General features: G+C 73.6%; 10 protein-coding genes. 8 read left to right on the top strand and 2 right to left on the bottom strand.

The genetic code is table 11. The features are described 5' to 3' along the window. The first annotated feature begins 25 nt into the window (after nt 1–25). Nucleotides 26–1,195 carry a metabolite traffic protein EboE gene (gene eboE, locus AB0H21_RS12150; RefSeq protein ID WP_358515018.1) on the top strand — a complete coding sequence of 390 codons (1,170 nt, stop codon included), beginning with the start codon at nt 26–28 and terminating at the stop codon, nt 1,193–1,195. Further along, nucleotides 1,192–2,577, top strand: a complete 1,386-nt coding sequence (locus AB0H21_RS12145) for a nucleotide pyrophosphatase/phosphodiesterase family protein (RefSeq protein WP_358515016.1) — start codon at nt 1,192–1,194, stop codon at nt 2,575–2,577. Before eboE ends, AB0H21_RS12145 begins: the two co-directional genes overlap by 4 nt. Nucleotides 2,578–2,753: 176 nt before the next feature. Here AB0H21_RS12145 and AB0H21_RS12140 read toward each other — a convergent pair whose 3' ends face one another. Beyond that, nucleotides 2,754–3,920 carry a Gfo/Idh/MocA family oxidoreductase gene (locus AB0H21_RS12140; protein ID WP_358515013.1) on the bottom strand — a complete coding sequence of 389 codons (1,167 nt, stop codon included), beginning with the start codon at nt 3,918–3,920 and terminating at the stop codon, nt 2,754–2,756. Between the two features lie 167 nt (nt 3,921–4,087). Here AB0H21_RS12140 and AB0H21_RS12135 point away from each other — a divergent pair, with 167 nt between their 5' ends. The 6 genes from AB0H21_RS12135 (at nt 4,088) to AB0H21_RS12110 (ending at nt 13,284) form a co-directional block, all read left to right on the top strand. Next, nucleotides 4,088–5,272 carry an ROK family protein gene (locus AB0H21_RS12135; protein ID WP_358515417.1) on the top strand — a complete coding sequence of 395 codons (1,185 nt, stop codon included), beginning with the start codon at nt 4,088–4,090 and terminating at the stop codon, nt 5,270–5,272. Nucleotides 5,273–5,438: 166 nt separating this feature from the next. Next, nucleotides 5,439–6,863 carry a DNRLRE domain-containing protein gene (locus AB0H21_RS12130; protein ID WP_358515010.1) on the top strand — a complete coding sequence of 475 codons (1,425 nt, stop codon included), beginning with the start codon at nt 5,439–5,441 and terminating at the stop codon, nt 6,861–6,863. 121 nt (nt 6,864–6,984) lie between these two features. Continuing rightward, entirely contained in the window at nt 6,985–8,013 is a 1,029-nt protein-coding gene (locus AB0H21_RS12125) for a hypothetical protein (protein WP_358515008.1), read from the top strand. 120 nt (nt 8,014–8,133) lie between these two features. After that, a complete protein-coding gene (locus AB0H21_RS12120) occupies nt 8,134–9,912 on the top strand; it encodes an ABC transporter ATP-binding protein (RefSeq protein ID WP_358515005.1) in 1,779 nt (592 codons plus the stop codon). Then, nucleotides 9,909–12,020 (top strand): ABC transporter ATP-binding protein, encoded by a 2,112-nt coding sequence (locus tag AB0H21_RS12115; RefSeq protein ID WP_358515002.1) that lies wholly within the window; start codon nt 9,909–9,911, stop codon nt 12,018–12,020. Before AB0H21_RS12120 ends, AB0H21_RS12115 begins: the two co-directional genes overlap by 4 nt. A gap of 181 nt (nt 12,021–12,201) precedes the next feature. Beyond that, nucleotides 12,202–13,284, top strand: a complete 1,083-nt coding sequence (locus AB0H21_RS12110; RefSeq protein WP_358514999.1) for an iron-siderophore ABC transporter substrate-binding protein — start codon at nt 12,202–12,204, stop codon at nt 13,282–13,284. 135 nt (nt 13,285–13,419) lie between these two features. On the opposite strand, the gene AB0H21_RS12105 is transcribed toward AB0H21_RS12110, so the two are convergent. Continuing rightward, on the bottom strand, nt 13,420–13,629 hold the full coding sequence (locus AB0H21_RS12105; RefSeq protein WP_358514996.1) for an MbtH family protein: 210 nt from the start codon (nt 13,627–13,629) through the stop codon (nt 13,420–13,422). Between the last annotated feature and the right edge of the window lie 81 nt (nt 13,630–13,710).

The following is a 13,710-nucleotide window of genomic DNA, read 5'->3' as shown; positions in this document are numbered from 1 at the left end:
CCGGACCCCGCGGGAAAGGTGAGAGATGCGGTTCCTGCACCGCGACGGCACGGTCGTGCACGTCGCCTACTGCACCAACGTCCATCCGGCCGAGGACCTGGACGGGGTGCTCGCCCAGCTCGCCCGCTTCGGCGAGCCCGTACGGGAACGGCTCGGCGCCGGCCGCCTCGGGCTGGGCTTATGGCTGGCCCGCGACGTCGCCTCCGCGCTCGCCTCCGATCCGGCCGCGGTGGACCGGCTGCGCGCCGAGCTGGACGCGCGCGGCCTGGAGGTGGTCACCCTCAACGCGTTCCCGTACAAGGGTTTCCACGACCCCGTCGTGAAGCGCGCGGTGTACTCCCCCGACTGGAGCGAGCGGCCCCGCCTGCGCTACACGCTGGACGTGGCCTCCGTGCTCGCCCGGCTGATGCCCGGCGACGCCCGGCGCGGCAGCGTCTCGACCCTGCCGCTGGCCTGGCGCGACCCGTGGGACCACGACCGGGCGGAGGCCGCCCGCCGCCACCTCGCCGAGCTGGCGGACGGGCTGGCGAAGCTGTCCGCCGAGACCGGCCGCGTCGTGCGGGTCGCGATGGAACCCGAGCCCGGCTGCGTCGTCGAGACCACCGGCCAGGCCGCCGCGCTGCTCGCCGCCGCCGACCACGAGTGGATCGGCGTCTGCCTGGACGTGTGCCACCTGGCGGTGGCGTTCGAGGACCCGCGCGAGGCCCTGGCCCGGCTCGGCGCGGCCGGCCTGCCGGTGGTGAAGACGCAGGCGTCGGCCGCGCTGCACGTGGACGACCCGGCGGACCCGGCGACCCGCGCGGAGCTGGCCCGCTTCGACGAGCGGCGCTTCCTGCACCAGACCCGCGAGAACGGCCCTGGCGGGGTGCTGGCCACCGACGACCTCGACGAGGCGCTGGCCGGCGGCCTGCCGGAGCACGGCCCGTGGCGGGTGCACTTCCACCTGCCGCTGCACGCCGCGCCGGAGCCCCCGCTGGCGAGCACGTCCGCCGTCCTGGGGGACACGCTGGACGCGCTGCTGGGCGGACCGGCCGCGCTCACCGACCACGTCGAGGTCGAGACCTACACCTGGCAGGTGCTGCCCGAGGGCAGCCGCCCCACGGGCGACGACGGCCTCGTCCAGGGCCTCGCCGCGGAACTTGACTGGACACGGGCCCGCCTGCTGGCGCTCGGACTTGAGGAGATCAACGCATGACCAGGCAACTCGTCGTCCTCGACGTCGTCGGCGTCACGCCGCGGCTGCTGGCGGACATGCCCAACCTGCGGCGGCTGGCCGCCGAGGGATTCCAGGCGAACCTGCGGACGATCCTGCCCGCAGTCACCTGCTCGGTGCAGTCGACGCTGCTGACCGGCCTGATGCCGCGCGACCACGGCGTGGTCGGCAACGGCTGGTACTTCCGCGACCTCGGCGAGGTCTTCCTGTGGCGCCAGCACAACGCGCTGGTCCAGGGCGACAAGCTGTGGGACGCCGCCCGCGCCGCCGCCCCCGGCTGGAACGTCGCCAACGTGTGCTGGTGGTACGCGATGGGCGCGGCGACCGACGTGGTCGTCACGCCGCGGCCCGTCTACCACGCCGACGGGCGCAAGTCCCCCGACTGCTACACCCGCCCGCCGCGGCTGCACGACGAGCTCACCCGCGAGCTCGGGCCGTTCCCGCTGTTCACCTACTGGGGCCCGACGGCCGACATCACCTCCTCGCGGTGGATCGTCAACGCCGCGCGGCGCATCCTCGACCGCGAGAACCCCGACTGCCTGCTGGTCTACGTCCCGCACCTCGACTACGACCTCCAGCGGTTCGGCCCCGACTCGCCGCAGGCCGTCCAGGCCGCGCGGGACGTGGACGCCGAGCTCGGGCCGCTGCTGGACGACGCCCGGGCGCGGGGCGCGGCGGTCGTGGCCCTGTCGGAGTACGGCATCACGACGGCGCGCCGGCCCGTCGACGTCAACCGGGCGCTGCGCCGCGCCGGCCTGCTGGAGGTCTACGTCCAGGACGGGGGCGAGCTGCTCGACCCGTGGACCTCGCGCGCGTTCGCGGTGTCCGACCACCAGATCGCGCACGTCTACGTGCGCGACCCGGCCGACCTCAAGCGTGTCCGCGACATCTGCGCCGAACTGCCGGGCGTGGACGAGGTGCTGACGATGGAGGGGAAGATCCAGCACGGGCTGGACCACGAGCGGTCGGGAGAGCTGGTGCTGGTCGCCGAGCCGGACGCCTGGTTCACCTATTACTACTGGCTGGACGACGACCACGCCCCGGACTTCGCGCGCAACGTCGAGATCCACCGCAAGCCCGGCTACGACCCGGCCGAGCTGTTCATGGACCCGCAGGACCCGCTGGTCAAGGCCAGGGCCGCCACGGCGCTCGTCCGCAAGAAGCTCGGGATGCGCTACTCGATGCAGGTTGTCCCGCTGGACCCGTCCTGCGTGGGCGGCTCGCACGGGCGGCTGCCGGACGACCCGGCGGACGGACCGGTGCTGCTGTGCTCGGACCCCTCGCTCGGGCGCGACGAGATCGCGGCGACGGAGGTGAAGGACCTGCTGCTGCGCCTTGCCGGGCTTCCCGGCGCCTCGGCGTGAGCGGGGGCGGCGGCGCCTGAAAACGCGCCGCCGCCCGTAAGGCCCGGTCGGGTGGCACTCACCGGCTCTCCGTCTCGGCGCGACGGTGGGCCGGCGACCTGGCCGGGGCACTTGCGGGCGGCGGGCTCTCGGCCCCCCTGGGCGGGCCCGGTGATCAGCGGGTGATCACTGGGCGATCAGACGGCGGTCCAGCGGCTTTCCTCGGCGGCGCTGCGCTCGACGGCGGCCAGCACGCGCTGCACGTGCAGGCCGTCCTCGAAGGACGGCGCGGGGTCGGTCCCCTCGCCGATCGCCTCCAGGAAGTCGCGTACCTCGTGGACGAAGGTGTGCTCGTAGCCGAGGCCGTGCCCCGGCGGCCACCAGGCCCCGGCGTAGGGGTGGCCGGCCTCGGTGACGAGGATGCGCCGGAAGCCGGAGTCCTCGGCCGGGATCGTGTGGTCGTGGTACCACAGCTCGTTGAGCGACTCGAAGTCGAAGGCCAGGCTGCCGAGCGAGCCGCTGACCTCGACGCGCAGCGCGTTCTTGCGGCCGGCGGCGAAGCGGGTCGCCTCGAAGGACGCGATGGCGCCGCCGGAGAACCGCCCGAGGAACAGGGCCGCGTCGTCGACCGTGACCGGGCCCTTGCCGTCGGCGAGTCCCTGGCCGGTGAGACCGGCGGAGTCGCCGGCGTACGGGCGTTCCTTGACGAAGGTCTCGGTCAGGCCGGACACGCCGGTGAGCCTGTCGCCGAGGATGAACTCGGCGGTGTCGATGACGTGCGCGCCGATGTCGCCGAGCGCGCCGGACCCGGCCTTGTCCTTCTGGAGCCGCCACACCAGGGGGAACTCGGGGTCGGCGAGCCAGTCCTGGAGGTAGACGCCGCGCACCGAGCGGATCTCGCCGAGCCGCCCCTCGGCGACGTACCGGCGGGCGAGGGCGACGGCGGGCACGCGGCGGTAGTTGAACGCCACCATGCTGCGCACGCCCCTGGCCGCCGCCGCACGCGCCGCCTCGGCCATCGCCTCGGCCTCGGCGACGGTGTTGGCCAGCGGCTTCTCGCACAGAACGTGCTTGCCCGCCTCCAGGGCTGCGAGGGCGATCTCGGCGTGGGAGTCGCCGGGCGTGCAGATGTCGACGATGTGGACGTCCTCGCGGGTGAGGAGGTCCTTCCAGTCGGTCTCGACCGACGCCCATCCGAGGGTGCGCGCGGCCTCGGCCGTGCGCTCCGGGGATCGTCCCGCGAGCGCGGTCATCGCGGGGGCCAGGGGGAGGTCGAAGAACGCGCCGACGCCGCGCCACGCCTGCGAGTGCACGCGTCCCATGAACGCGTACCCGACCATGCCGACGCCGATCGCCCGCTTCACGATCGATCCGATCGGGCCCGGCTCATGTTCTTCATAATCCGGGATGTTATGGACGACTTATGCCGACCGTCAAGCAAAACTCATGGCATATCTAGCATAATGACTGTCGAAAACGTCAGAAGTGAAACGCTTCTGCTGCGAGCAAAGGAGCCGCCGTGAGCAGCGGCATGCCGACCGAGCCGGACGGGCACCTCACAGCGGGCACGGGAGCGGGCACCCTGCTCGCGATCCTGCGGGACGGGCGCGCGCGCACCCGGGCCGAGCTCACCCAGCTCACCGGGCTGGCCAGGTCCACGGTGTCCCAGCGGCTCGACGCGCTGCTCGCGCAGCGGTGGATCGTGCCCGCGGACGACGCCGTGTCCTCCGGCGGGCGCCCGGCCGTGGCGTTCGCATTCAACCACGGCGGGCGCGTCGTGGCCGCGGCCGACCTCGGCGTCACGCACGCGCGGGTCGCCCTCACCGACCTGGCCGGGACCCTCCTCGCCGAACGCACCGCCGACGTGACCATCGCCCGCGGGCCCGAGGCGGCGCTGGGGTGGGTCGTCGAGACCGTGGGAGCGCTCCTGGCCGAGATCGGGACGGAGCGGTCCCGGTTGTGCGGCGTGGGGATCGGCCTGCCCGGTCCCGTCGAGCACGCGACCGGACGCCCGGTGAACCCGCCCATCATGCCCGGGTGGCACGACTTCCCGGTGCCGGAGTGGCTGGAGGCGCGGCTCGCCACGCCCGTCCTGGTGGACAACGACGTGAACATCATGGCCCTCGGCGAGCACCGGGCGGCGCGGCCCGACGCCGAGCACCTCATCTTCGTGAAGATCGGCACCGGCATCGGCTGCGGCATCATCTCCGAGCGCCGCCTGCACCGCGGGGCCCAGGGCGCGGCGGGCGACATCGGCCACATCCGCGTCACCTCGGCGGGCGACGTCATCTGCCGGTGCGGCAACACCGGCTGCCTGGAGGCGGGCGCGGGCGGCGGCACGCTCGCGGCGCGGCTGCGCGAGGCCGGGCTGGAGGCGACCGGCAGCAGGGACGTCGTGCGGCTGGTCCGGGGCGGCAATCTGCTGGCCCTGCAGCTCATCCGGCAGTCCGGGCGGGACGTCGGCGACGTGCTGGCCGCTCTGGTGAACTTCTTCAACCCGGCGGCGATCGTCCTCGGCGGCGACCTGGCCGAGGCGGGCGAGCACGTCCTGGCCGGGGTCCGCGAGGTGGTCTACAGCCGGTCGCTGCCATTGGCCACCCAGCACCTGACGATCAGCATCAGCGACCTCGGCGACCGCGCGGGCGTGCTCGGCGCGGCCCTGATGGTCATCGACCACGTCCTGGCCCCGGCCGCCGTCGACCGCACGGTCACCTGACCCGTCCGACACGCTCGGAAACGCTTGACAAGCCGCGTGCAGGCGCGGTCATCCTGTTCATTAACTTGCTGGACCCCAAGTGATTCACTCGTGCTCATCGGGCTGAGCACCGGACGATCTACCGTCCGGGGTGCCCAACCCCCCTGGTTGTACGAGGAGCACGCACATGTTCCGACGCAAGGCCTTCACGGCGGCGTCAGCGGCACTCGCCGCAGGCGCGGCGCTGATCACCGCCGTGACCGTTTCGGGTGGCGTCGCCAACGCGGCGACCACCACCTTCACCCCTGTGGCCGACACCTACGTGGACAAGAGCGCGACCGGCACCAACTTCGGCACCTCCGCCCAACTCGGCGTGGACAACTCGCCGGTCAAGCGGATGTTCCTGCGCTTCACCGTGTCCGGCGTGTCCGGCACGATCAGCAGTGCCAAGCTGCGCGTCCACACCGACGACGCGGTCGGCGCCGAGAGCCCGAGCGGCGGCACGTTCAAGCGGATGAGCAACAACACCTGGTCCGAGACCGGCACGACGTGGAACGCCCAGCCGTCCATCGACGGCGCCACGCTCGGCACGCTCGGCTCGGTGGCCCGCAACGCCTGGTACGAGATCGACGTGACGTCGTACGTGACCGGCAACGGCACCTACAGCATCGGTGTCACCTCCTCCAACAACGACGGCGCCGACTACGACTCGCGAGAGAGCGGGAGCGCCACGGCGCCGCAGCTCGTGGTGACCACCGACACCGTCCCCAGCCCGTCCCCGTCCCCGACCGTCACCACTCCCCCGCCCTCCGGCGACCCGGTGCTGGTCGGCGCCGGTGACATCGCCGACTCCGGGTCGGGCGACACCGCCACGGCGGCGCTGCTCGACAACATCCCCGGCACGGTGTTCACCCTCGGTGACAACGTCTACACCAACGGCACCGCCTCGGAGTTCAACACCTACTACGACCCGACGTGGGGCCGTCACAAGGCACGGACGCGGCCCGTGGCGGGCAACCACGACTACAACACCTCGGGCGCGAGCGGCTACTTCGGCTACTTCGGCGCAGCCGCCGGCCAGCAGGGCAAGGGCTACTACTCCTACGACGTCGGCTCGAACTGGCACGTCGTCGTGCTGAACTCCAACTGCTCGGCCATCGGCGGCTGCGGCGCCGGGTCCGCGCAGGAGCAGTGGCTGCGCTCGGACCTGGCCGCCAGCGGCCGGCCGTGCACCGTCGCGATGTGGCACCACCCGCGCTTCACCTCAGGCTCCAACCACGCGCCCGACACCTCGGTGGCGCCGCTCGTGCAGGCCCTGTACGACAACAACGCCGACCTGATCCTGACCGGCCACAACCACCAGTACGAGCGGTTCGCGCCGATCAACCCGTCCAACCAGCTCGACAACACCCGCGGCATCCGCCACTTCGTGGTCGGGTCCGGCGGTGCGGGCCACTACAGCTTCGGCACGATCCTGCCCAACAGCGAGGTCCGCAACAGCGACACCTACGGCGTCCTCAAGCTGACGCTGCACGCGAACAGCTACACCTGGCAGTTCGTGCCCGAGTCGGGCAAGACGTTCACCGACAGCGGCACCACCAACTGCCACTGACCGTGTACCTGACCGCTCTGGACAGGAGCGGTGCCGCCGGCGGCCCCATCAGGGCCGTCGGCGGCCGTCTCGCCGTCGCGGCCACCACTGCGGTCGCCGTCCTGCTCATCCGGAGGTCACGATGACCCTCAGCCCGCGCACCCGTATCCTCGTGACCGCGCTGGCCGCGCTGCTGCTCGCCGGGGTCGCCATCGCCTACGCCGCGTCCGCGCGGTCGGCGAAGTCGGCCAGGGACCGGGCCGCGGCCGTGCCCTCCGCCCCGGTGGGGAGCGGGCCGCGCCTGCAGGTGCTGACCAACGGCCGCCTGTCGACCGTGTCCAGCGCCGACCCGGGCGGGCCGCGCGAGGTCACCGCGCTGGAGTGCGACCGCGCCTACGCCGCCGCCGGCACCGTCGCGTGCCTGAAGCCGGCGGGCCCGCTCAGCGCGACCGCGCTGTCGGTCATGGACACGTCCCTGAAGGAGCGCGCGTCCATCCCGCTGCGGGGCTTCCCGAACCGGCTGCGCGTGTCGGCGTCGGGGCGGATGGTGGCCTGGACGCTGTTCATCGACGGCCATTCGTACGCGACGACCGGCTTCTCCACCCAGGCCGGGATCCTCGACACCCGCACGGGACGGCTCGTGAAGTCGCTGGAGGACTTCAGGATCACCCTGGACGGACGCCCGTACCGCAACCCGGACGCCAACTTCTGGGGCGTCACGTTCGCCGCCGACGACAACCGCTTCTACGCGACCCTCTCCACCGGCGGGCGCCGCCACCTCGTCGAGGGCGACTTCACGGCGCGCACCATGCGGACGCTGCGGGACAACGTCGAGTGCCCGTCCCTGTCCCCCGACGGCACCCGCATCGCCTACAAGTCGGCCGTCGGCGGCGACCCGAAGAAGGGCTGGCTCCTGTCCGTCCTCGACCTGGCGTCCGGGCGCGTCACGCCGCTCGCCGAGACCCGCAGCGTGGACGACCAGCCGGCGTGGCTGGACGACCGCACGATCGCCTACGCGCTGCAGACCGGCGACGGCACCAACAACACCTGGTCGGTCCCCTCCGACGGCACGGGCGCCCCGCGCCTGCTGATCCCCGGCGCGAACTCCCCCTCGACCACCGGTGGCCCCGCGAGCTCGCCCTCGCCTTCCACGAGCCCCGCGAGCCGGTAACGCCCGGCGCGGGAGCCGCTCCCCGAGGTCCCTGGATCGATGCCCCACCGGGCTCGTTCGGCAACGTCAACTTAGTGTAGCCTAACCTAAGTTTGAGCCGGGCGGTCGAAGGGGAGACGTGTGGGCACGTCAGGGCGGGTGGTTCTCGGCCGTGCGATCAAAGGACAGTGGCGGGACGTCGCCTTCGGCTCGGCGCTCGGCATGACGCACCAGGCCGGAGAGGCGTTGGTCCCCGTCCTGATCGGCGTCGTGGTCGACCAGGCCATCGCCCGCGGCGACCTCGGCGCGCTGCTGCGCTGGCTCGCCGTCCTCGCCGTCGTCTACCTCGCCCTGTCGTTCGGCTTCCGCTTCGGCGCCCGCGCCGGGGAACGCGCCGCCGAGCGGGCCGCCCACGCGCTGCGCGTCGCGCTCGTCGGCCGCGTGCTCGACCCCGGCGGCGGCGCCGAGGACGGCCGCCCGCCGGGCGCGCTGACCTCCATCGCCACCGAGGACGCCCGCCGCGCCGGCGCCGTCGCCATGGCGCTGATGTTCGCCGTCTCGGCCCTCGCCGGGCTGCTGGTCGGCGCCGTGGCGCTGCTGCGCACCTCGGTGCCGCTCGGCCTGACCGTGCTGGCCGGCACGCCGCTGCTGCTCTGGCTCGGGCACCTGCTCAGCAAGCCGCTGGAGCGGCGCAGCGAGGCCGAGCAGGAGCGCGCCGCGCACGCCTCCGGCGTCGCCGCCGACCTGGTGGCCGGGCTGCGGGTGCTCAAGGGGATCGGCGCCGAGGCCGCCGCGGTCGCCCGCTACCGGCGCACCAGCCGCGACTCGCTGGCGGCCACCCTGCGGGCGACACGCGCCGAGGCCCTCCAGAACGGCGTGGTGCTCGCGCTCACCGGGATCTTCATCGCCGTCGTGGCTCTGGTGGGAGGACGCCTCACCGCGCAGGGCGACATCAGCCTGGGGCAGCTCGTCTCGGCGGTCGGGCTCGCGTTGTTCCTGCTCGGGCCGCTGGAGACGTTCTCCTGGGTGAACGCCGAGTTCGCGCGGGGGCGCGCGTCGGCGGCGCGCGTCGCCGAGGTCCTCGCCGCTCCCCCGGCCGTCGCCCCCGGAGGCCGTCCGCCGGCCGTGCCGGTACGCGGCGCGGTGCGGCTGCGCGGCGTCGCCTTCGGCGGGCTGCGCGACCTCGACCTGGACATCGCCGCCGGGGAGACGCTCGGCGTCGCCGCCACCGACCCGGCCGACGCCGCCGCCCTGCTGGACTGCCTCGGCCGCCGGTCCGACCCCGACGCCGGAACGGTCGAACTGGACGGCGTCCCCCTGCGCGACCTCTCCCCGGCCGGCCTGCGCACGGCGATCCTGGTCGCCGCCCACGACGCCGACCTGTTCGCCGGCACCCTCCGCGCCAACCTCACGGCCGCGCTCCACGCCGGCCCCCTGGACGACGGCGGCGCCCCTGGGACGCGGAACGACGGCCTCGCGCCAGAAGGCGACGGCTCCACACTGCAGGACGAGCCCCGGCCTCCGGAGCACGACACCCCGGCGATGGTGGCGGCCGCGGCCGACGAGGTCGCCCGCGCGCTGCCGGACGGCCTGGACTCGCTGATCAGCGAACATGGGCGGTCACTGTCGGGCGGGCAGCGCCAGCGGGTCGCCCTGGCCCGCGCCCTGGCCGCCGACCGGCCCGTCCTGGTCCTGCACGACCCGACCACGGCGGTCGACGCCGTCACCGAGGCCCGGATCGCGGCCGGGATCCGCGACCTGCGCCGGGGCCGCACGACGATCCTGGTGACCACCAGCCCCGCGCTGCTCGCCGTCGCCGACCGGGTCGTCCTCCTCGACGCCGGGCGCGTCACCGGCCCGTCCTCGCACACCGACCTGCTCCGGGACGACATCACCTACCGCACGGCGGTCCTGGCATGAACGACGGCACCACCCTTGGCACACCGGAGACTCCCGTGGCCCTCGAAGAGACCACCGCACCCGTGGCGCCCGTGAGGGCCGGGTCCAGGTCGGGTCGCGGCGCCGGGCGTGAGCTGTTGCCCACCGCGACACCCCGGCGGACACGGGCCGCCGTGCGCGAGCTGCTGCGTCCCCATCGCGGGCTCGCGGCGGGCGGGTTCGCCGTCATGGTGGCGGCGACCGCGATCGGGCTGATGACGCAGCCGCTGCTCGGACGGGTCGTGGACCTGGTCGCCGACCGTCGCCCCGCCGCGCTGACCGTGCCCGTGGTGCTCCTGGTGGTCGTCGCGGTCACGCAGGGACTGGCCACGGCGCTCGGCCTCTCGCTGGTCTCCCGGCTCGGCGAGACGGTACTGGCCCGGCTGCGCGAACGGTTCGTCGACCGGGCTCTGCACCTCCCCCTGGAGCAGGTGGAACGGGCGGGCTCGGGCGACCTGACCGCGCGCGTCACCGCAGACGTCGCCCGGGTGGCCGAGGCGGTGCGCACCGCGCTGCCCGAACTGGCCCGCTCGCTGCTCGCCATCGTGCTGACCCTCGCCGCGATGGCCGTGCTCGACTGGCGGTTCCTGGTCGCCGCGCTGGTGGCCGTCCCCGTCCAGCTCCACACCGCGCGCTGGTACGTCCGCCGGGCCGTCCCGCTGTACGCCGAACAGCGCGTCGCCGCCGGGGACATGCAGCAGCAACTGCTCGACACCATCGGCGGCGCCGCCACCGTCCGGGCGTTCCGCCTGGAGCGGGACCACGCCGGGAAGACGGCCGAGCGGTCGAGGGCTGCGCTGGATCTCACCATGCGCGGCGTCGGCCTGGTGCTGCGCTTCTACAGCCGCCTGCACATCGCCGAGTACGCGGGCCTGGCCGCGGTGCTGCTCGCCGGGCTCCTGCTCGTGCGCGGCGGGTCGGCCTCCATCGGCACGGCGACGGCCGCCGCCCTCTACTTCCATAGTCTGTTCGGCCCGATCAACTCCGCCCTGGTCCTGATGGACGACGCCCAGGTCGCCGCCGCCGGCCTTGCCCGCCTCGTCGGCGTCACCGACCTGCCCGCCCCCGAGGCTCCGCGCCCCGCCACGCGCGCCGGACACACCACCGCTCCGCGCCCGGGACACACCCCCGCACCCCACGCCCATGGCCCGGGCACGAACGGGTCGCACGCGAACGGAGCCGGCACGAGCGGGTCGCGCTCCGACGGGACGGGCGCGGTCGTGACGGGCGCGGTCGTGATGGGCTCTGACGGGACGGGCGCGGTCGTGACGGTGGCCGGGCTCGGGCACGCGTACGAGCCGGGCAGGCCCGTGCTGCGGGACGTGGACCTCACCCTCGCGGCGGGCGAGCACGTGGCACTGATCGGCGCGAGCGGGGCGGGCAAGACGACCCTCGCCAAGCTCGTCGCCGGCGTCCACACCCCCACCAGCGGAACCGTCCGCGTGACCGTACCCTCCCGCCCCGGGACCGGCGACGGCGGATCCGACCCGAGCAACCTGACGATCCAGACCGACCAGGCCTCCAGGATCGACCCGGATGTCGTGCTGGTCACGCAGGAGACGCACGTCTTCGCCGGGCCACTCGCCGACGACCTGCGGCTCGCCATGCCGGAGGCGACCGACGACGAACTGCGCGCGGCGCTCGACCGCGTCGGAGCGCTCGGCTGGGCCGAGACCCTGCCCGAGGGCCTGCTCACGGTCGTCGGCGAGGGCGGTCACCGCCTCACCGCCGCGCAGGTGCAGCAGCTCGCCCTGGCCCGGATGGTGCTGGCCGATCCCCCGGTCGCGGTGCTCGACGAGGCGACGGCCGAGGCCGGAAGTGCCGGCGCCCGTGTGCTGGAGCGGTCCGCCGAGCGGGCGATCGAGGGCCGTACCGCCTTGATCGTCGCCCATCGCCTCACCCAGGCCGCCACGGCGGACCGCGTCGTCGTCATGGACGGCGGCCGCGTCGTCGAGAGCGGCCGCCACGACGAGCTGCGCGCGGCCGGCGGGCCCTACGCCGTGCTGTGGGAGGCGTGGTCACAGGCCCGCCCCGTCCTTCCCCCCGACCAGGACCCGCACCCGCCGTCCGATCCATCCCTTCGCCGGTAGGCCGCACCCACCGCACAACTTGTCCCTCAACCGATTAGCCGCACCGGCCGCACAACTTATCCCTCGGCCGATGAGCCGCACCGGCCGCGCGACTTGCCGACCAGCCCATGAGCCCGTACCCGCCGCACAGCTTCCCCCAGCCATGACCCGCACCAGCTGATCTGACACGAAGGAACCCCTGATGCTCCGCACCCTGAGAGGCGGCCGGCCGGCCGCGGCTCTCGCGTCCGTCCTGCTCTTCGGCGCCGTCGCCGCCTGCGGCTCGAGCCCGGGTTCCGGCACCGCCGGGTCCACCGGTTCGGCCGCCCCCGCCGCCACCGGCTCCGCGCCGGCGTCCGCCGCCTTCCCGGTGACCATCGAGCACAAATTCGGCAGTACAACCATCTCCGCCGCGCCCAAGCGGGTCGTCACGGTCGGCCTGACCGACCAGGACGCCGTGGTGGCGCTGGGCACGGTCCCGGTCGGCACCACCGAGTGGCTCGGCGGCTATCCGGGCGCGATCGGCCCGTGGGCGAGCGCGAAGCTGAACGGCGCCACCGCCCCGACCGTGCTCAAGGACACCGGCACCGGCCCGCAGGTGGAGAAGATCGCCGCCCTCGCCCCGGACCTGATCCTCGCGGTGTACTCGGGGGTGACGAAGGAGCAGTACGAGACCCTGTCGAAGATCGCCCCGGTGGTGGCCCAGCCGAAGGAGTACAACGACTACGGGGTTCCGTGGCAGCGGCAGACCGAGGTCATCGGCCGGGCGCTCGGGCAGGAGGCCGAGGCCGAGGCCCTGGTCAAGGGGGTCGAGGACCGCTTCACCGCGGCGAAGGCCGAGCACCCGGAGTTCGTGGGAGCGACCGGCGTCATCGCCACCCCCTACGAAGGGGTATTCGTGTTCGGCTCGCAGGACGGCCGCTCGCGCGTCCTCACCTCGCTCGGCTTCACGATCCCGGAGGGCCTGGACAAGGCGGTCGGCGACCAGTTCGGCGCGAACATCAGCAAGGAGCGGACCGACCTGCTCGACACCAAGTCCATCGTGTGGATCGTCGGCGACCCGGCCACGGACCCGGCCAAGCTCCACCAGGACAAGCTGTACGCCGACCTCGACGTGGTCAAGCAGGGCCGCGAGGTGTTCGTGAAGGACAGCGGCGACTACGGCAACGCGCTGTCGTTCGTCTCGGTGCTGAGCCTGCCGTACACCCTGGACCGCCTCGTCCCGCAACTCGCCGCCGCCGTGGACGGCGACCCGGCCACCGAGGTCCCGCGACCGCAGTCCTGATCGACGTCCATGCCGTACGCGCCCGCCCGGCGCGGCCAGGCACGGACGACCGCGGTGGTGGCCGCCGGACCTTTGTCCTGGTCCGGCGGCCACCACCGTGACGCTGTCTGTCTCGGGTGGTGACGAGCGGTTCTGTCAGCTTGCCTCGCGGTCGGCGAGGCTCTTCGGGCGCATGTCGGTCCAGTTGGTCTCGATGTAGTCCAGGCATTCCTGGCGGGGGCCGGGGCCGTGAACGAGCGTCCAGCCCGCCGGGATCTCCCCGAACTCCGGCCACAGGCTGTGCTGGTTCTCACCGTTGACGAGCACCGAGTACACACCGTCGGCGTCCTCGAAGGGGTTGGTCACTTTCGTCTCCTCGTGTTGTGGTGTGCCGGGCTCATACTCGCGTGCCGGACTCGTTCTATGTGGTCTGGTCGGTCAGTGGTC

Source organism: Sphaerisporangium sp. NPDC051011, from assembly GCF_040653595.1.
Classification (GTDB): domain Bacteria; phylum Actinomycetota; class Actinomycetes; order Streptosporangiales; family Streptosporangiaceae; genus Sphaerisporangium.
The sequence above is the reverse complement of the archived record's forward strand: the minus strand, read 5'-3'. Positions and strand labels throughout refer to the sequence as shown.